Annotated in this window: 21 protein-coding genes; 6 read left to right on the top strand and 15 right to left on the bottom strand. The window is 36.2% G+C overall.

What is annotated here, in order from left to right:
- Window positions 1-2 precede the first annotated feature (2 nt).
- Window positions 3-1,067 (top strand): ABC-2 transporter permease, encoded by a 1,065-nt coding sequence (locus BAQ48_RS24160; protein WP_071713103.1) that lies wholly within the window; start codon window positions 3-5, stop codon window positions 1,065-1,067.
- A gap of 24 nt (window positions 1,068-1,091) precedes the next feature.
- Here the strand turns inward: BAQ48_RS24160 and BAQ48_RS24155 are convergent, their stop codons facing one another.
- On the bottom strand, window positions 1,092-1,637 hold the full coding sequence (locus tag BAQ48_RS24155; protein ID WP_071713102.1) for a hypothetical protein: 546 nt from the start codon (window positions 1,635-1,637) through the stop codon (window positions 1,092-1,094).
- 102 nt (window positions 1,638-1,739) lie between these two features.
- Window positions 1,740-2,159: a MarR family winged helix-turn-helix transcriptional regulator gene (locus BAQ48_RS24150; protein ID WP_001003309.1), complete on the bottom strand. Its 420-nt coding sequence runs from the start codon at window positions 2,157-2,159 to the stop codon at window positions 1,740-1,742.
- 159 nt (window positions 2,160-2,318) lie between these two features.
- Between BAQ48_RS24150 and BAQ48_RS24145 the strand changes: the two genes are divergently transcribed.
- Window positions 2,319-2,990: an SIMPL domain-containing protein gene (locus tag BAQ48_RS24145; RefSeq protein ID WP_071713101.1), complete on the top strand. Its 672-nt coding sequence runs from the start codon at window positions 2,319-2,321 to the stop codon at window positions 2,988-2,990.
- A gap of 134 nt (window positions 2,991-3,124) precedes the next feature.
- Complete coding sequence (locus BAQ48_RS24140; protein ID WP_071713100.1) at window positions 3,125-4,414, top strand: NCS2 family permease; 1,290 nt, start codon at window positions 3,125-3,127, stop codon at window positions 4,412-4,414.
- A 30-nt stretch (window positions 4,415-4,444) separates the two neighbouring features.
- On the opposite strand, the gene corA is transcribed toward BAQ48_RS24140, so the two are convergent.
- From corA to spoIIM, 9 genes are all read right to left on the bottom strand, one after another.
- Entirely contained in the window at window positions 4,445-5,407 is a 963-nt protein-coding gene (gene corA / locus BAQ48_RS24135; RefSeq protein ID WP_071713169.1) for a magnesium/cobalt transporter CorA, read from the bottom strand.
- Between the two features lie 59 nt (window positions 5,408-5,466).
- A complete protein-coding gene (locus BAQ48_RS24130) occupies window positions 5,467-6,771 on the bottom strand; it encodes a pyrimidine-nucleoside phosphorylase (protein ID WP_071713099.1) in 1,305 nt (434 codons plus the stop codon).
- Between the two features lie 7 nt (window positions 6,772-6,778).
- Window positions 6,779-7,600, bottom strand: a complete 822-nt coding sequence (locus tag BAQ48_RS24125; RefSeq protein WP_016086425.1) for a purine-nucleoside phosphorylase — start codon at window positions 7,598-7,600, stop codon at window positions 6,779-6,781.
- A 12-nt stretch (window positions 7,601-7,612) separates the two neighbouring features.
- Window positions 7,613-8,797, bottom strand: coding sequence for a phosphopentomutase (gene deoB / locus BAQ48_RS24120; RefSeq protein ID WP_071713098.1), 1,185 nt, complete (start codon window positions 8,795-8,797; stop codon window positions 7,613-7,615).
- 363 nt (window positions 8,798-9,160) lie between these two features.
- Window positions 9,161-9,904, bottom strand: a complete 744-nt coding sequence (locus BAQ48_RS24115; RefSeq protein ID WP_071713097.1) for a FixH family protein — start codon at window positions 9,902-9,904, stop codon at window positions 9,161-9,163.
- 143 nt (window positions 9,905-10,047) lie between these two features.
- On the bottom strand, window positions 10,048-10,938 hold the full coding sequence (gene xerD, locus BAQ48_RS24110) for a site-specific tyrosine recombinase XerD (protein WP_000390086.1): 891 nt from the start codon (window positions 10,936-10,938) through the stop codon (window positions 10,048-10,050).
- 6 nt (window positions 10,939-10,944) lie between these two features.
- The gene (locus BAQ48_RS24105; RefSeq protein ID WP_001250432.1) at window positions 10,945-11,175 is read right to left on the bottom strand and encodes a YqzK family protein; all 231 of its coding nucleotides are present in this window, start codon (window positions 11,173-11,175) and stop codon (window positions 10,945-10,947) included.
- A gap of 103 nt (window positions 11,176-11,278) precedes the next feature.
- Window positions 11,279-11,734 (bottom strand): ferric iron uptake transcriptional regulator, encoded by a 456-nt coding sequence (gene fur, locus BAQ48_RS24100; RefSeq protein WP_000392656.1) that lies wholly within the window; start codon window positions 11,732-11,734, stop codon window positions 11,279-11,281.
- Between the two features lie 106 nt (window positions 11,735-11,840).
- Window positions 11,841-12,488, bottom strand: coding sequence for a stage II sporulation protein M (gene spoIIM, locus BAQ48_RS24095; protein ID WP_000269099.1), 648 nt, complete (start codon window positions 12,486-12,488; stop codon window positions 11,841-11,843).
- 126 nt (window positions 12,489-12,614) lie between these two features.
- Here spoIIM and BAQ48_RS24090 point away from each other — a divergent pair, with 126 nt between their 5' ends.
- Window positions 12,615-13,166: a GNAT family N-acetyltransferase gene (locus BAQ48_RS24090; RefSeq protein ID WP_000803502.1), complete on the top strand. Its 552-nt coding sequence runs from the start codon at window positions 12,615-12,617 to the stop codon at window positions 13,164-13,166.
- Between the two features lie 24 nt (window positions 13,167-13,190).
- On the opposite strand, the gene BAQ48_RS24085 is transcribed toward BAQ48_RS24090, so the two are convergent.
- Window positions 13,191-13,730 (bottom strand): NUDIX domain-containing protein, encoded by a 540-nt coding sequence (locus BAQ48_RS24085; RefSeq protein WP_071713096.1) that lies wholly within the window; start codon window positions 13,728-13,730, stop codon window positions 13,191-13,193.
- Between the two features lie 74 nt (window positions 13,731-13,804).
- Here BAQ48_RS24085 and mciZ point away from each other — a divergent pair, with 74 nt between their 5' ends.
- On the top strand, window positions 13,805-13,939 hold the full coding sequence (mciZ, locus tag BAQ48_RS24080; RefSeq protein WP_000870296.1) for a Z-ring formation inhibitor MciZ: 135 nt from the start codon (window positions 13,805-13,807) through the stop codon (window positions 13,937-13,939).
- A 133-nt stretch (window positions 13,940-14,072) separates the two neighbouring features.
- Window positions 14,073-14,987 (top strand): aldo/keto reductase, encoded by a 915-nt coding sequence (locus tag BAQ48_RS24075; RefSeq protein ID WP_071713095.1) that lies wholly within the window; start codon window positions 14,073-14,075, stop codon window positions 14,985-14,987.
- 30 nt (window positions 14,988-15,017) lie between these two features.
- Here BAQ48_RS24075 and BAQ48_RS24070 read toward each other — a convergent pair whose 3' ends face one another.
- From BAQ48_RS24070 to BAQ48_RS24060, 3 genes are all read right to left on the bottom strand, one after another.
- The gene (locus tag BAQ48_RS24070) at window positions 15,018-15,845 is read right to left on the bottom strand and encodes an aldo/keto reductase (RefSeq protein ID WP_071713094.1); all 828 of its coding nucleotides are present in this window, start codon (window positions 15,843-15,845) and stop codon (window positions 15,018-15,020) included.
- 121 nt (window positions 15,846-15,966) lie between these two features.
- Window positions 15,967-16,491, bottom strand: coding sequence for a GrpB family protein (locus tag BAQ48_RS24065; RefSeq protein WP_001227168.1), 525 nt, complete (start codon window positions 16,489-16,491; stop codon window positions 15,967-15,969).
- Window positions 16,492-16,559: 68 nt separating this feature from the next.
- Window positions 16,560-16,823 (bottom strand): YqkE family protein, encoded by a 264-nt coding sequence (locus tag BAQ48_RS24060; protein WP_000727570.1) that lies wholly within the window; start codon window positions 16,821-16,823, stop codon window positions 16,560-16,562.
- Between the last annotated feature and the right edge of the window lie 154 nt (window positions 16,824-16,977).

Below are 16,977 nucleotides of genomic sequence, written 5' to 3'. Positions count from 1 at the left end.
CTATGTTTCAAAAAGCACTATGGCTAAGAACGTATCAACAAAGTAAATATGTTGTATGGTTGTTTTGGTTCGTTAGCTTCTATACTTTATCATATAAATACTATATGGCTTCTATTCAACAGCTATACTTTCTAAATGACAATAAAAAGTGGAACTATGTATATCACTACCACTTTGATTTAACACTTATAGACCCTGTCCTACTGTTAGGTGGTGTACTTACCGTTCTAGCTTGTACATTAATTGGTTGGGAAAGACAAAATAACTCTAGTGACTTGCTATGGTCTATGCCATTTAAACGTTCACACATCTATATAACAAAGTGGTTGTTTGGGATCTGTAACATTGTAGCAATCGTCGTATTAAACTGGGGACTATTTGCTATTATGAAAAAGTTGACTTTTCATAATAAATATCAAGTATTCTCCCCATTTCATAGTTACTTTATATACATGTTAATTGTATTAATCGCTATTTATACACTTGCATTATGCATAGGAACATTTGCTGGAAATATCGTATCCCAGGGAGTTATTTCTGTCATTATGATCATCTTTCCATTCTTGCTTCCATCTCTTATCGTAGGGGTGATTAGTGTTCATTCAAACGCGGATGGGGAAGAGATTTACACTAAAATAAACAATATAACGGAAAAGATACGTATTTCTAGTCCTGCAGAAGAATTTCAGATTATATTTAATTATGATCCACAAAGCGCTTATACCGACTCAAATGGAGTGCGGCATAATGAACCAAACTTTACAAAGATTCCGCCAGAAAAAACATTGATTGGACCTATAGCACATATCATTATTTTATTACCACTCGGCATATATTTATACGTTCGTTCAATCAATGAACGAAATGGTAACTACTTATTATATCCAAAATTACAAAAAGTAGTTTTGACTTGTGCTATTCTACTAGCTGGAATCACTGGAGGTTTAATTTTCAGTGACGCGCATTCCTTGCTCAATTTTTACATTGGGTTTTTGGGGACTAGTTTAATTACGTATTTCTTCCTACCTAAAATATTAAAATGGAAAGTCTCTTGGAATTTCAAATAAAATAACCTCCTCATAATGAGGAGGTTATTTCACATTCTCTCTTTTTTTCCCATACTCTTTTTCTTGCTTCGTTCCAAACCCGTCACCATTTGCTACGATTTGATCTGTCGGAGCAACTATACTTTCAGCAATTCTCCATTCTCCCCCTTGTTGAATAAACACTTGCATAAAATAATTCATTCCATTTAATTGGTACGGGTTCTCTTTTTTCACTTCATAACGTGCCGCCACATAATACACCTGCACATTTTCAGCTTCAAATTTAGAAATATACTGCGATAATCTCGGGATGTACTGTGATGCTTTCTGAAGTGGAAGTTGTTTTACTTTTACAAGAGAAGACTTTGTCACATTGCTTATCGTATCTTCATGCCGTACATTATCACTATGATGAAATAAAATCGTATTCTGCATAGAGCGAATCCATAGTTTCGAATATAAGACAGGTTGCTTATTTGAAATATGTTGTAATTCTTTCTGAACGACTTGAATTGGCGTTGCGGCATCCACGAATTGATTAAAGCAGAAAAAGCTTCCAGTCATAATGAAAAGCGCAAAAATACGTTTCATAATTTTTCACTCCGATTCTTTTTAATTAAAGTATTGGAGTTTCAAAATGTTTTTATTCAAAAGAAAAAGGATAGGAAAGCTTTCGCTTCCTATCCTCATTTATTATAATACGCGGCCAAATAGCTCTAACACCATTTCTATTTCTTGGTCGCTCCAACCTTTAAATCTCTCTTTATAATATTCTTTACGCACAGCTTCAAGTTTCTCAGTTACTTCTCTTCCGTGTTCTGTAATTTCTAAATACACGATACGACGATCTGAGTTTGAACGTTTTCTTTCTACAAACCCTTTTCGTACAAGACGATCTGTAACAGCTGTAATATGACTGGAGGTTACGTTTACTTCACTCGCAATTTGCGAAGCCATTTGTGGACTTTTTAAAAATAACGCACGTAATACAGAGAATTCATTATATGGCATATGTTCTGCAAAACGTGTATTAATATCATTTTGTAATAAACGTATCATCTTTCTAAATGATCCGGATAACTCTAAAATCAGTGTTTCTCTTTTTTCGTTCACTAGCCTCGTCCCTTTTTTATCATATTTACACATATTATAATCTATAAATACCTATGTTGTATATGCTTTCTTTCCTCAACATTCTCATTTATGTAACTTTTTTCATATAAATTTCTTTTTTGTTCACACATATACATATAAAAAGGATGGTGATGGAAAATGCAGGGTGGAATGAATCCTTATTTACACAACGTACGCACAGCTAATACTGGTAAAGAAGCTACCATTACGGTGCAAGGTGAGGGTGTTGTAAAAGCAAAACCAAACGTTGTCATATTAACACTCGGAATTCGAACAGATCATAAAAATGTAAAACAAGCGCAAGAAGAAAATGCAGTGCAATCAAAACAATTGCTAGATGCACTGAAACAACTAGGTATTGCCGACAAGGATATCGAAACCATTTCGTATACAATTACTCCTCAGTACGAATATGTAAATGATAAAGCATTGCTTCAGGGATACCGCGTGGAGCATTTGTATGAAATTACCGTTTTAAATGTACAAAAAGCAGGGGAAGTATATGATATAGCCGTTTCCAATGGGGCAAACGTAGCAAAAGGATTACGCTTTCGAATATCTCATCCAAATAAATATTATGAGCAAGCCCTCATGCAAGCTCTGCAACAAGCAGTAGAAAAAGCTCGTGCTATTGCGAGTACATATAATTTAAACATTAATCCTGTCCCACTCTCATTCGTTGAAGAGTCTGCCCAATTACCACGGGAAGTCACGTCCTACGCTACTTTACATGCACAAGCAGCCCCTCCTATTCAATCGGGAGAATTAGAAATCATTTCAACAATACGAGCCATTTTTACTTATTTATAAATAATTTCTTTTATAAGTAAACGTTATCATTTTCGTTGTTGTAAAAACATGATGTTCTGATATAATAAAGGTCGGTGAGCTCTTACAAAAGAGATATCACGGGTGGGAGAGGGATATGAAAAAGAAGGTTTAACATGAAAGGAATACTTGAAAGAACATTTAAATTAGGTTTACATGAAACATCACCAAAACAAGAAGTTTTAGCTGGGGTTACGTCATTTTTCACGATCGTATATATTATGATTGTAAATGCGTCAATCTTATCAGATGCTGGCATTCCTCTTGAAGCCGGAATTTTAGCAACTGTTTTCAGTTCATTCGTCGGATGTCTGCTTATGGCATTTTGGGCAAATGCACCCGCTATTCTTGTCCCTGGTATGGGTGTAAATGCATTCTTCACGTACACTGCTGTGCATACGCTCGGTTTAACTTGGCAGGAAGCATTAGCAGCTGTCTTCATCTCTGGTATTATTTTTGCAATTGCTGCTTTTACACCAATCGCTCGTGTGCTCTCGGTATCGATTCCAAAGTCATTAAAGGAAGCTATTACTGTCGGCATCGGATTGTTTTTAGCATTTATCGGATTGCAAAAAGGTGGTTTAGTCGTTTCGAATCCAAATACTGCTGTTGCAATGGGGAAATTAAGTAACCCTGTCGTTCTTGCGACTGTGCTTACTCTTATCATTGCACTTGTATTATTTATTCGTAACGTACGTGGAAACTTTTTATGGACGATTGCAATAGGAACTGGTATCGCTTGGGCATTTGGTCTAGTAGATACAAGTCAAGTGGGAAATAGTTCATTCTCCTTCGCTAATTATGGCGATGTGTTTGGAGCTATGTCATTTGGAAAACTTTCTTCCTTACCATTTTGGATTGCAACATTCTCCTTAAGCATGGTGCTTATTTTTGAGAACATGGGACTATTGCACGGTTTATTAGAAGATGACCGTAAATTCCCGCGTGCTTACCAAGCCAATGCAATTTCAGCAATGACATGTGGTCTATTTGGCACAAGCCCTACGGTTTCAACTGTAGAGAGTGCCGCAGGTATTGCTGCAGGCGGCAAGACAGGTCTGACGTCTATCGTTACTGGGGTGTTATTTTTCGCATCACTGTTTGCGCTTCCGTTTGTCAAATTAATTCCTGATAGTGCCATTGCACCAATTTTAATTATTATTGGCGGGCTGATGATTACGAGCATTCAACAAATTCCTCTGAACGATTTTTCAGAAGGTTTTCCAGCGTTTTTAATTATCGTTATGATCCCGCTCACATATAGTATCGCTGATGGCATTGCGTTCGGATTTATTGCTTATCCTATTTTAAAAGTTGCTCTTGGAAAGCGTAAAGAAGTCGCACCGTCTATGTATATCGTTACATGCTTATTCTTAGCAATGTTTGTATTACATGCTATTGGTTAAAAAACACCGAGGAAACCCCTCGGTGTTTTTTTACTTAAACCATCCTTTTTTATAAAACCAAGCCATCATTCCACCGCCAATTAGTGCCATTAGAAGCAGACAAATAAAATAACTATATTGTCCGCCTAGCTCCGGCATATGTGAGAAGTTCATTCCATATACTCCCGCAATAAATGTTAATGGCATAAAAATAGTAGAGAAAACCGTTAATGTTTTCATAATATTATTCATATGGTGCGAGTTTAATGAAAAATAGCTATCCCGAATATCTGCCGTTAACTCTCGGCTCGCTTCAATCATTTCAGTCAGCTTCAGCAAATGATCATGTATATCTTTAAAATAAATCTCATGATCACTTATACCGTAAAAACGGGTCGAATTTAAAATTCGATACAATAAATCACGCATCGGAATGATTGTACGCCTTAGTTTAGATAAATCAGCCCTTATATCAAATACTTCTTCTAATACACTTCCCGCAGTCTCACCTGTTAAATTATCATCAATCGCATTTAAATGATCCTCGATGTAATACACAGGCGCAAAATAATCATCTACAATTTGGTCCGTAATCGTATGTGCTACATGTAAAGGGCCCTTCTTAATCCGTTTCTTTTCTCCAAGCGTTTTCCATACTCTTTCAATCGCATTGTTATGAGAAAAATGGAAAGAAACAATATAGCGATCACTAACAAATAAATCGATTTCATGTGGTTCTAGCCCATCCTCTCCAAATGCGTGAAGAACTAAAAAGTTATATCCATCATAGAAATCAACTTTTGGTCTCTGTACATATTCAAGACAGTCTTCAATTGCAAGGGGATGGAACTTAAAATGATCTTGCAAAATATAAGTATACTCTTCTTTCGTTGGCTTATATAAATCTAGCCAATACCATACAATATGGTCTTTCGTTGTTTCTTCTAGCGAAACATCATACAATACTTCATCTGTTTTTGTTACTGCACAAATTCTAATCATAATTTCACCCATTATTATTATAAACAAAAAATAGTAAAAAAAGCCAAGGAGAAATCTCCTCAGCTTTTTTATTACTTCGTTACGATACCATGTACTAAAGTTGGTGCATCAACGTGTTCTTTAGAAATCTTCATGTTCTCATAAATTTTCGCTTTTACATCTTCAACATTTTCGCGGTTTGCGTAAATTGTAACTAGTGAGTCACCTTTCTTCACGCTATCCCCTACTTTTTTGCGAAGCATTAAACCAACTGCTAAATCAATTTCAGACTCTTTCGTTGCACGTCCTGCTCCTAGAAGCATTGCTGCTGTTCCGATTTCGTCTGCAACGATTTCTGATACATATCCGTCTTCTTTCGCTTCTACCTCAATTTTAAATTGTGCTTGTGGCAATTTAGAAGGATCATCAACAACAGATGCATCGCCGCCCTGCGCTGATAAAAACGTTTTAAACGATTCTAATGCTTTTCCGTTGTTCATTACTTCAATTAGCTTTTCACGAGCATCTTCTAAAGATGAAGCTTGTCCAGCAAGGTATACCATTTGACTTCCAAGTGTTAAACATAACTCTTCTAAATCTTTCGGTCCTTTACCTTGTAATGTATCAATTGCTTCTTGTACTTCTAATGCGTTACCAATAGCTTCACCTAGTGGTTGACTCATATCAGAAATAACTGCCATTGTATTACGACCAACGTTATTACCAATGCGCACCATTGCTTCTGCTAAACGTTTTGCATCTTCATCTGTTTTCATAAATGCACCTGCTCCAGTTTTTACATCAAGAACAATTGCATCTGCACCAGCAGCAATTTTTTTACTCATAATCGAGCTTGCAATAAGCGGAATTGAGTTTACTGTTGCCGTTACATCACGAAGTGCATATAACTTTTTATCCGCAGGTGTTAAGTTTCCACTTTGGCCGATAACAGCAATTTTATTTTCATTCACAAGACGCATAAATTCATCATTTTCGATTTCAACATGGAATCCTGGAACTGCTTCTAATTTATCGATTGTACCACCAGTATGTCCTAGACCACGTCCAGACATTTTTGCAACCGGTACACCTAAAGCGGCTACTAATGGACCTAATACAAGTGTTGTTGTATCACCAACGCCACCTGTTGAGTGCTTATCTACTTTTACTCCTTCAATAGCTGATAAGTCGATTGTATCACCGCTGTTTACCATTGCCATCGTTAAATCCGCACGTTCTTGATCGTTCATATCTTGGAAGAAAATTGCCATTGCAAGTGAACTTACTTGATAATCAGGAATATCACCATTCGTATATCCTTCAACAATAAAGTTAATTTCTTCTGTCGTTAATGCATGTCCGTCACGTTTTTTTGCAATTAGGTCCACCATTCTCATTGTGAGGTCACCCCTTCATTTGTTTTACGATTGCTTTTACTAATGCTAAGAAGTTAGCTTTAACACGTTCTGTCGTTTCAATTACTTCATCATGGTGAAGTGGCTGATCTAAAATACCAGCTGCCATATTTGAAATACAAGAAATACCAAGTACTTTCATACCAGCATGACGCGCTACAATTACTTCAGGTACTGTTGACATACCAACTGCATCTCCGCCTAGTGTACGAAGCATACGAATTTCAGCAGGTGTTTCATATACAGGACCTGTCATTCCAACGTATACACCTTCTTGTACTTTAATATTTAAGTCTGCTGCAACTTGTTTCGCCATTTCGCGAAGCTCTACTGTGTATGATGTAGACATATCAGGGAAACGTACACCCATTTCAGAATCATTTGGTCCGATTAATGGATTTGTACCCATGAAGTTAATGTGGTCTGAAATTAACATAAGGTCGCCTGGTTCGAATGATGTATTTACACCACCAGCTGCATTTGTTACAACAACCGTTTCTACACCTAGTTCTTTCATAACACGAACTGGGAATGTTACTTTTTGCATGTCGTATCCTTCATAGAAGTGGAAACGCCCTTGCATTGCTACTACTGTTACACCTTGAAGTGTACCGAATACTAGTTGACCTGCATGACCTTCTACAGTTGATACTGGGAATTCAGGGATTTCACTGTAAGGTACTGTTACTGCGTTCTCGATTTCTTCTGCTAATACACCTAGTCCAGATCCAAGGATTAGTCCTACTTGTGGTGTTTCTTGAAATTTCTCTTTTAAGTATGAAGCTGATTTTGTAATAAGTTCACGATTCATTTGTTTATCCCCCTATTTCTTTAGCTCGTTTAAGAAGCTTGTTCCGTATTCTGGCATTTTCACACCGAAGTTTTCTGCTACCGTTGCACCAATATCAGCAAATGTTTGGCGAAGTGCTAATTCTTGTCCGCCATCTTTCATGCTTGGGCTATATGCTAATAACGGTACATATTCACGTGTATGATCAGTACCGTGGTGAACTGGATCATTACCGTGATCTGCTGTAATTAATAATAAATCATCTTCTTTTAGTTTTTCGAATACTTCTGGAAGACGAGCATCATACTCTTGCAGAGCTTCTCCGTATCCTTGTGGATCACGGCGGTGACCAAATAATGCATCAAAGTCAACTAAGTTCAAGAAGCTAAGACCTGTAAAGTCCATATTTAATGTATCTACAAGCTTATCCATTCCATCCATATTAGACTTCGTACGAAGTGATTCAGTTACCCCTTCGCCATCATAAATATCAGAAATTTTACCAATAGCAATTACATCATAGTTGCTATCTTTTAATTCATTCATTACTGTGCGACCGAATGGTTTTAACGCATAGTCGTGACGATTTGGTGTACGTGTGAATTTACCTGGTTCTCCAACGAACGGACGAGCGATAACACGTCCTACCATGTATTTCTCATCTAACGTTAATTCACGTGCAATTTTACAAATTTTATATAATTCATCAAGCGGCACTACTTCTTCGTGTGCTGCGATTTGTAATACGCTATCAGCAGAAGTGTAAACGATTAAAGAACCTGTTTCCATTTGTTCTTGACCAAGCTCATCAAGAATCTCAGTTCCAGAAGCTGGTTTATTACCGATGATTTTACGACCTGTTTTTTCTTCTAATTCATCAAGTAATTCTTTCGGGAATCCTTCAGGGAACACTTGGAATGGTGTATCAATGTAAAGACCCATAATTTCCCAGTGCCCTGTCATTGTATCTTTACCAGTAGATTTCTCTTGCATTTTTGTATAATATCCAAGTGGTTTTTCTACTTTAGAGATACCTTTCATTTCACGAATGTTACCAAGACCTAATTTCACCATGTTAGGCATTTGTAACCCATTCATATGTTCAGCAATGTGACCAATTGTATCAGATCCTAAATCACCAAATTGTTCAGCATCTGGTGCTTCACCGATTCCAACAGAGTCCATTACGACTAGGAATATACGTTTATATTTATTCATAACTGCGACCTCCTATAAGTTCAGTTCTACTTCCTGTAGTATGTTCAAAACGCTATAAAGTGAAACTGTTCTCCATAAGAATTATCTTTCGTTCTCATTGTCAAACAGTACTTCTTTAAATCATTCTCTAACCTATTTTGTTTTACTTGAAACGACGTAAAAACATTTCTAGTTTTTTCTAAGTCAGATGTCAGACATCTGATATTGATATCATAACATGTTTACGCTTTCTTTTTAATACATTTTCGTAGAATTTCTCATTTTCTTCACACTTCTATTGTAATCCATTATACAAAGAAGTGCTAACTATTTTGTGACTTATTTCTTTATACAAAATAAAAAGCAGCTCTAAAGAGCTGCTCATTATTTAACTTCTACTGTTTCTTCTTTATGTTCATGGAGTTCGCCTTTTCTCACATGCACTTTCACTTTGTAAGTACCGTTCTCTTTAAAAGTATGTTTACTTTCATACTCTCCTTTATTCCCTTCTTTCGCCGGAATAAATTCGTGTTTTTCAACACCATCTTTCCAAATCTCAAGTTGGACTTCAGCACCCGTTAATGCCTCTTCTTTTTGCTTTAAATGAACTTTCATTGTTGCTTCATTATTTACTTTTATATCATCAGCCATAAGGTGGATCATTGTGTCACTTTTGTGATCGCCGTGCCCTGCATCGTGATTGTTACTTTCTTTTTTCGCATCTTCTACTTTCGCATTTCCTACAGCAACTTTTACTTCTGGCATAACATGCATCTCACGTGCATTTGTGTGAGCGATAATATGGTATACTCCATCCGTCTCAAACGTTTTCTCTACTGCATAAACACCTTTCCCTTTATGCTTACCATCTAACATCTCATGCTTTTCGTCGCCAGCTTTCCAAATTTCAAACTTTACATCATCAGCATCCGTTACTTTTTCTTTTCCTTGTGTAACAAGTGCTTGTACTTCTGTTTTTTCACCTGGTTTAATTTCTTTCGGATTTGTTTGAACTGCTACTTTTACAGCTTCCAGTTTCTGTTCTTTTTTCGGTTCTTCTTTGTTTGTATTACAGCCAGCCAACGCTAGCATCGCGATAAATAAAGTCATAATAAGTTTTTTCATCATCATTTCCTCCTTCATACTTTATTTAGTATAGAGGAAACACATTGTAATATTCCAGTCTTCTGCTGAAAACAATGTACGAAATATTTGTGAAGTTTCTGTGAAACGACCTTCCCTTCTGAATCTATGAAAAAAGAGCATAGTAACTATGCTCTCGGATGAAACTGTTTATATACATCTTTTAATCTAGTTTTTGAAACGTGCGTATAAATTTGCGTCGTCGAAATATCTGCATGTCCAAGCATTTCTTGTACAGCACGTAAATCTGCCCCATTTTCTAATAAATGCGTAGCAAAAGAGTGACGCAACGTATGCGGTGTCAGCTCTTTTTCAATATTTGCTTCTTTCGCTAATCGTTTTAAAATTTTCCAAAAACCTTGTCTTGATAATCGATTACCATGATGGTTTAAAAAGAGTGCATCTACTACTTTTTTCCCCATCAATTCTCGTCTTCCTTTTTCAATATACTTTTGAATTGCTTCCGTCGCTAAACTTCCTAATGGAATAATTCTTTCTTTATTCCCTTTCCCTATGCAACGAACAAACCCCATCGTTAAATGTACATCTTCTAAATTTAGTGCGATTAATTCTGAAACGCGAAGTCCTGTCGCATACAGTAACTCTAGCATCGCCTTATCACGAACTCCAAAAGCACTCGTCATTTTTGGTGTCTGAAGTAACGCCTCTACTTCATCAACTGATAATACTTTTGGTAATTTCCTCTCCCCTTGCGGCGTTTCAATATGTACGGATGGGTCGTGTTCTACCGCCCGTTCACGAAGTAAGAATTGGTGAAACGAACGAATCGATGCAATATGACGTGCTAATGTTTTCGAAGATTTTCCGTTTTCTTTTAAATGTTGCAGAAAGTTAACAATATGCAAGCGTGTCACTTCATGAAAAGTTTTGGTCTGTTCTACATTTTGCAAATACTTTACATAACTTTTCAAATCACGTTCATAAGATACTACTGTATTTTTCGCTAATCCCTTTTCGACAACCATATAATGAATAAAATCTTTTAATTGATCTTCCAATCTACACTACTCCCCATTTTCATAGAAAAACATCATTCTATTTACGAAAGCATCCTTTGCCGGTTCTTCATTCCCTGATACTTTTTCTACAGTCTCTTCTTTTGGTTTTTCATAACGATGATAGCTTTCATATTCTTCATTTATCCATAGTATAGCGAAATAAAACAAAATCGTACAACTTGTAAATAATAAAAATACTTTTATTCCATCAAAAGTTAATTTTAAAGCTCGGCGCATTGTAAACTCCTCCAAAATATAAGTTATTACAACATATGCCAAGCTTTCACCAATTTATACCTTATTCAAATAAAAAACCTCTTCCTAGATAAATAGGAAAAGGTTATTTTTCATCCGTTTCAATTTCTTGACAATTTTTACAAATCCCATGGAATGTTAAACGATGATCTTTCACCTTAAAGCTCCAGTCTCGTTCTACTTTCCTTTCCACTTCACCAAGTAAATCTTCTTGTATTTCTTGTACAGCACCACATTGTGTACAAATCAAATGATGGTGGAAACGCTGCGCACCTTCTTGGCGTAAGTCATAGCGTGAAACACCGTCTCCGAAGTTAATCTTATCGACAACTTTCAACTCAGATAATAGCTCTAAAGTTCGATAGACGGTTGCTAATCCGATCTCTGGCGACTTTTCTTTTACAAGGAGGTAAACATCTTCTGCGCTTAAATGATCTTCTTCATTTTCTAGCAGCACACGAACTGTTGCTTCACGTTGCGGTGTTAATTTATAGCTCGCTGCATGTAATTGCTTCTTAATTCGTTCAATTCTTTCTTCCATTCGGTACTACTCCCTCCTCGCCACTCTTACACCATTATATCAGAAGAAGGGCTTCTGTCAAAAGAAAAACAATAAAAACAAATTGATAATTATTCTCAAAAAGTATTTATTTTTTATTAATAGCTTCAACGACTTCTTTCATTAAAACTGGCGATGCATAAGCTTCCACACTAGAAGCAAGAGCTAACACCGCTCCAATCACAAGAAAGAAGCATGTATAGCGAATTAATAATGGTAATAGTGGCTCGGTTATTTTCCGGATAAATTGATGTCTAATCATACGTAAGGAAAAACTTGCGGCAATTGTTGTCATAACGAGAAATACTGGAATTATGATAAGATTTTGTGGCAATACAGATACGAATGCAAGTAATAATCCATTCCAACCATGCTGACTTACTAAAAAACCTACTGTAAATCCAACAACTACTCCTTTTACAAATAATAAAATAAAAATAAGTGGTAATCCAATAATTGAAATCCCTAAAATCCAAATAAAGCCGATGTATTTTAACTGCGAAAAGTAACTTTCTCGAAACATTTCGCCCGCGATAGCGAATTCTCCTTTAGAAACTTGTCCAAAAAAACGCTGTAAATAAAATGATAAATCTTGCTTTTGATTTATTTGTAAACTATTCACAAGAATGGCTCCAAATATTACTCCCATCAATAATAAAACAGCGTTAAATATATATAATGAAGAGTTTTCCTGTATGTGAGACATTACACGGTCTTGCCAAGTTTTTCGCCACATTTTTCTTCCCTCCGTTCACACTATTACTAGAAATGTATGAAAGAAAGAAAAAAAGTATGACGAATTAACATTGAAATTCCGCTCTACTTTGCTAAACTAAAAAGTAGAGAATAGGAGGGATTTCTCTTGAAACCATTATTATTAGATTTTCCAACATTATTTCAAACTGAACGCTTACAAGTTCGCAAACCGTTTCCAGGTGATGGTACCGAAGTGTATGAAGCAATCCAAGCTTCCCTAGAAGACTTAGTGCCGTGGATACCAATTAACGCTGAAACAGAAGAGAGTGCTGAAGAAATTGTTCGCAACGCTCACGGGCAGTTTTTACTTCGTGAAACACTTGATTTTCACTTATACGATAAAGTATCAGGTACATTCATCGGGGCGATTACGCTCAAACCTGAAAACTGGGATATTCCAAAGTTTTCACTTCACTTCTGGCTACATAGCGCTTATACAAAACAAGGCTATATGACCGAAGCTATTAAAGGTGCCATTCAATTCGCCTTTGATAAACTAGGTGCTAGAAGAATTGAAATTCGTACTGATGCAACAAATACAAACGCATGTAACTTAGCAGAACGTTTAGAATTTATTTTAGAAGGCACGATGGAAAATGATTTCCTAGCGCCGGATGGTAGCTTACGTGATGCACGTGTATATGCAAAAATTAATTAAAAAACACTCGCCTTTGGCGAGTGTTTATTTTTGTAGTTGTAAATATTGTACTGCAAACATCGTCTTCGCATCATGAATACGAAGATCTTTCATAAGAGTACTCGCCTCTTCTAATGATACTTCCATTAACTCCACAAACTCATCTTCATCTAAAGCTGCTTTATTTTCTTTTTTTGTCAAACCTGTCGCTTTATATACATATAAAATTTCATCTGCGAATCCTGGAGATGTATAGAAAGAAGTAATGAGCTCCATGTTTTCACATACATATCCTGTTTCTTCTTCTAATTCACGAACCGCTGTCACTTCAGGTTTTTCACCCGGTTCTAACTTGCCAGCTGGAATTTCTATAATCGCCTTTTCAAGCGCTTTACGATACTGCTCAACAAGCACAATTTTCCCCTCATCAGTAATAGCAATAATAGCAACTGCACCCGGGTGATTTACAATTTCACGTTTACTCATTTCTCCATTTGGTAATACTACATCATCAACACGAACTTTTATAACTCTACCATCAAAAATCGGCTCAGTTTTTACCGTTCTCTCTGCAAGATTACTCATACTACTTCATCTCCCTGTTCTATTTCCTATGCTTTCTTCATACATTTTACCACATTGAAAGGAGCGTGATAGAAATGAAAGTTTATATTTTACCAAATCGCGTCACTTTAGTCGGAAAAGCGTGGCAAATTCGCCATAAGCTAAAACAATATGGCAAAGAGTATACAACTGTACAAGAGTGGATTACAGCAAATAAAGTGAAACATTAGTCCTAAGAGGCCATCCTCATCTGATTATTAACCCACACCACTCGGACTTTTATGGGCAGTTAATGCGGGATCAAAAGGAAACGTTTGTCAACCTCTTTCCCCTCTCGTACAATAAAGGTAAGGAGGTTGACCTATGAAAAAACGTCAATTAGGAAACTCAGATTTGTTTGTTACAGAAATGGGCCTTGGCTGTATGTCTCTCGGTACATCTGAAACAGAGGCTATGCATATTATCGATGAAGCAATCGATTTAGGAATCAATTTTTTTGATACAGCGGATTTATATGATTATGGATTAAATGAAGAATTTGTTGGAAAAGCCTTAAAAGGCAAACGAGACAAAATGGTTCTTACAACGAAGGTTGGAAATCGATGGACAGAAGAAAAAAATGGCTGGTCTTGGGATCCTTCCAAAGCTTATATAAAGACTGAAGTAAAAGAAAGTTTACGTAGACTTCAAACAGATTATATTGATCTTTATCAACTACATGGCGGGACGATTGAAGATCCTATAGATGAAACCATTGAAGCTTTTGAAGAATTGAAAAAAGAAGGTATCATTCGCCATTACGGGATTTCTTCTATACGTCCAAATGTCATCCGCGAGTATGCAAAACGCTCAAATATCGTTAGCGTACTAATGGAATATAGCCTTTTAAATCGTCGTCCAGAAGAGTGGTTCCCACTTCTTACTGAACATCAAATTAGCGTCATTGCTCGTGGACCACTTGCAAAAGGAATTTTAACCGACAACAATGCAAGAAAGGTAGAAAGAGTAAAAGAAAAAGATTACCTTTCTTATTCCTACGATGAATTACATACAACACTAGCGAGCGTAAAAGAAACGGTTGGAGAAAGCTCTTTAACAGGAACAGCTATTCAATATTGCTTACATAATGAAACTGTTGCAGCTGTTATACCTGGTGCAAGTTCTATTGAGCAATTACAGGAGAATATACAGGCTAGTAAACAAACACACTTAACAAAAGAAAAATATATACAGCTTCAGCAAATTGCCAAATGTGATACCTATGCTTTACATCGTTAAAAAGACGCTACCATGCTGGTAGCGTCTTTTTTATAGCGTATCATATTTATCAGGATTCGTTCCTACATGTAAATTAAGATTTAACGTATTAATTTGATTCATCTCTTCTTCAGTTAGTGAGAAATCAAAAATAGTAAAATTCTCCTGAATGCGAGATGGTGTAACAGATTTAGGAATCGTAACAATTCCACTTTGAATATCCCATCGTAATATAACTTGCGCAGGTGTTTTTTCGTATTTGTTAGCAATAGCTTGAATGATTGGATGCTGGAATACTTCGCCGCCCCTCATTAATGGACTCCACGCTTCCATTTGAATTTGCTCACCTTGACAGAAAGTACGCAATTCAAATTGCGCTAACATCGGATGAAGTTCCACTTGGTTTACCATTGGCTTCACTTTACAATTTGGTAATAACAATTCTAAATGATGTTGATGAAAATTAGAAACACCAATTGCGCGAACTTTACCTTCTTCATATAATTTTTCTAAAGCTCGGTACGTATCAACATACTTTCCTCTAATTGGCCAATGAATTAAATATAAATCTACATAGTCCATTTGTAATTTCTTTAAACTTTTTTCGAACGCCTCAAGTGTCTCCTCGTATCCTTGATCGTCGTTCCAAACTTTTGTCGTAATAAATATGTCTTCTCTCGGAATTCCTGATTCACGAATCGCTTCTCCGACACCGCTTTCATTTTCGTATACAGTTGCTGTATCAATTGAACGGTATCCAACCTCTAACGCTGTTTTTACTGCCTGCTTTACTTCGTCGCCTTCTTTCGCTTTATAAACACCTAGGCCAATCATCGGCATTTTTACGCCATTATGAAGTGTAATTGTTGGAATATGCACAGTCGTCTCCCTTTCATTGTTACATTTTTATAAACCACAACTTTATTTCAACAATATTTATCCCAAAAGTCAAAACATACGTACAGTTTACATAATAATTTTATACACGAAAAACGTGAACTCAATTATTCGCATCTCCTTCTCTCCATTCTTTCGCTTTTTCATCCACATTACGGACAAACTCATTTTTCCCTTCCGTATATTGCGTGCCATCATATGTATATTTTTCGGCTAATTCTTTCTTTAAAGTTGCATATGCCTCTGCTTCTTCACAATGAGCCATCATATAGTCACGAAACGCTAAATGCCTTACTATCTCAGGATTTCCTTTTTCAAACACGTGCAAGTGATATGAGCGCTTTTCCTCCGTTCCATGAATAAAAAAGCGGCGTCCTGAAATACCATTTTCCCCTTTGACGATGTAACCAAGCTCTATAAATCGTTCATTCCACCTATCTACTCTGTCGATACTTTCTACTTCCATGATCATATCAATAATAGGTTTAGCTGCCAGTCCCGGCACCGATGTACTGCCAATATGATGGATTTTCACCGTTTCTGGCATCGCTGACTTTAATCTTTCAGCCTCTATTTGAAATTTTTCACCCCAATGATTTTCATGCGGAACGACGACAATTTTCCTCATTCTAACTCCCCTTTTCTTACAAACTCGTCAAAAAATGATCAGTAGTATTTCACTGATCATTTTTGTTATTATTTAAAGTCTTTCCAAGTAAGATTGCTTTCACTTAACAGTTCTTCAAATGATTTATTTTTTTCACGTTCTTTTTGTTCTTGACGCTTTCTTTCTAGTTCTGCTGCTTCTTTTTTCTCTTCTCTCACTTGCAACTCTTTTTTCTTATTTTTTAATTGTTGCATAAGTGAATCGTTTAATTGATCCCCTAACGTTAGCGATTCATTCTTTGGTTGATTCACTTGAGATTGTCTTTGTACTTGTCTTTGTTTCTTTTTCTTCATGCTGCTCACCTTTTACTTTTTTCTCCATTATAGTAGATACTCGGTAGAATCGACAATAAAAAAGGTTCCCTACTCTATTATTCTTTTTTTGTAAATATGTTAATTTTTCGAAAAAACAAAATTTTTTTATAGATATAATTCTATGAATCTATTA

This window comes from Bacillus luti (assembly GCF_001884105.1).
In the GTDB taxonomy this organism is placed as follows: domain Bacteria; phylum Bacillota; class Bacilli; order Bacillales; family Bacillaceae_G; genus Bacillus_A; species Bacillus_A luti.
This window is presented reverse-complemented; position numbering and strand designations above follow the sequence as displayed.

Excerpts from the sequence above, each read along its gene's own strand:
- BAQ48_RS24160 (WP_071713103.1), top strand. The coding sequence starts at position 3 with ATGTTTCAAAAAGCACTATGGCTAAGAACGTATCAACAAAGTAAATAT.
- BAQ48_RS24155 (WP_071713102.1), bottom strand. The coding sequence starts at position 1,637 with ATGAAACGTATTTTTGCGCTTTTCATTATGACTGGAAGCTTTTTCTGC.
- BAQ48_RS24145 (WP_071713101.1), top strand. The coding sequence starts at position 2,319 with ATGCAGGGTGGAATGAATCCTTATTTACACAACGTACGCACAGCTAAT.
- BAQ48_RS24140 (WP_071713100.1), top strand. The coding sequence starts at position 3,125 with ATGAAAGGAATACTTGAAAGAACATTTAAATTAGGTTTACATGAAACA.
- corA (WP_071713169.1), bottom strand. The coding sequence starts at position 5,407 with ATGGGTGAAATTATGATTAGAATTTGTGCAGTAACAAAAACAGATGAA.
- BAQ48_RS24130 (WP_071713099.1), bottom strand. The coding sequence starts at position 6,771 with ATGAGAATGGTGGACCTAATTGCAAAAAAACGTGACGGACATGCATTA.
- BAQ48_RS24125 (WP_016086425.1), bottom strand. The coding sequence starts at position 7,600 with ATGAATCGTGAACTTATTACAAAATCAGCTTCATACTTAAAAGAGAAA.
- deoB (WP_071713098.1), bottom strand. The coding sequence starts at position 8,797 with ATGAATAAATATAAACGTATATTCCTAGTCGTAATGGACTCTGTTGGA.
- BAQ48_RS24115 (WP_071713097.1), bottom strand. The coding sequence starts at position 9,904 with ATGATGAAAAAACTTATTATGACTTTATTTATCGCGATGCTAGCGTTG.
- BAQ48_RS24105 (WP_001250432.1), bottom strand. The coding sequence starts at position 11,175 with ATGCGCCGAGCTTTAAAATTAACTTTTGATGGAATAAAAGTATTTTTA.
- fur (WP_000392656.1), bottom strand. The coding sequence starts at position 11,734 with ATGGAAGAAAGAATTGAACGAATTAAGAAGCAATTACATGCAGCGAGC.
- spoIIM (WP_000269099.1), bottom strand. The coding sequence starts at position 12,488 with ATGTGGCGAAAAACTTGGCAAGACCGTGTAATGTCTCACATACAGGAA.
- BAQ48_RS24085 (WP_071713096.1), bottom strand. The coding sequence starts at position 13,730 with ATGAGTAATCTTGCAGAGAGAACGGTAAAAACTGAGCCGATTTTTGAT.
- mciZ (WP_000870296.1), top strand. The coding sequence starts at position 13,805 with ATGAAAGTTTATATTTTACCAAATCGCGTCACTTTAGTCGGAAAAGCG.
- BAQ48_RS24075 (WP_071713095.1), top strand. The coding sequence starts at position 14,073 with ATGAAAAAACGTCAATTAGGAAACTCAGATTTGTTTGTTACAGAAATG.
- BAQ48_RS24065 (WP_001227168.1), bottom strand. The coding sequence starts at position 16,491 with ATGAGGAAAATTGTCGTCGTTCCGCATGAAAATCATTGGGGTGAAAAA.
- BAQ48_RS24060 (WP_000727570.1), bottom strand. The coding sequence starts at position 16,823 with ATGAAGAAAAAGAAACAAAGACAAGTACAAAGACAATCTCAAGTGAAT.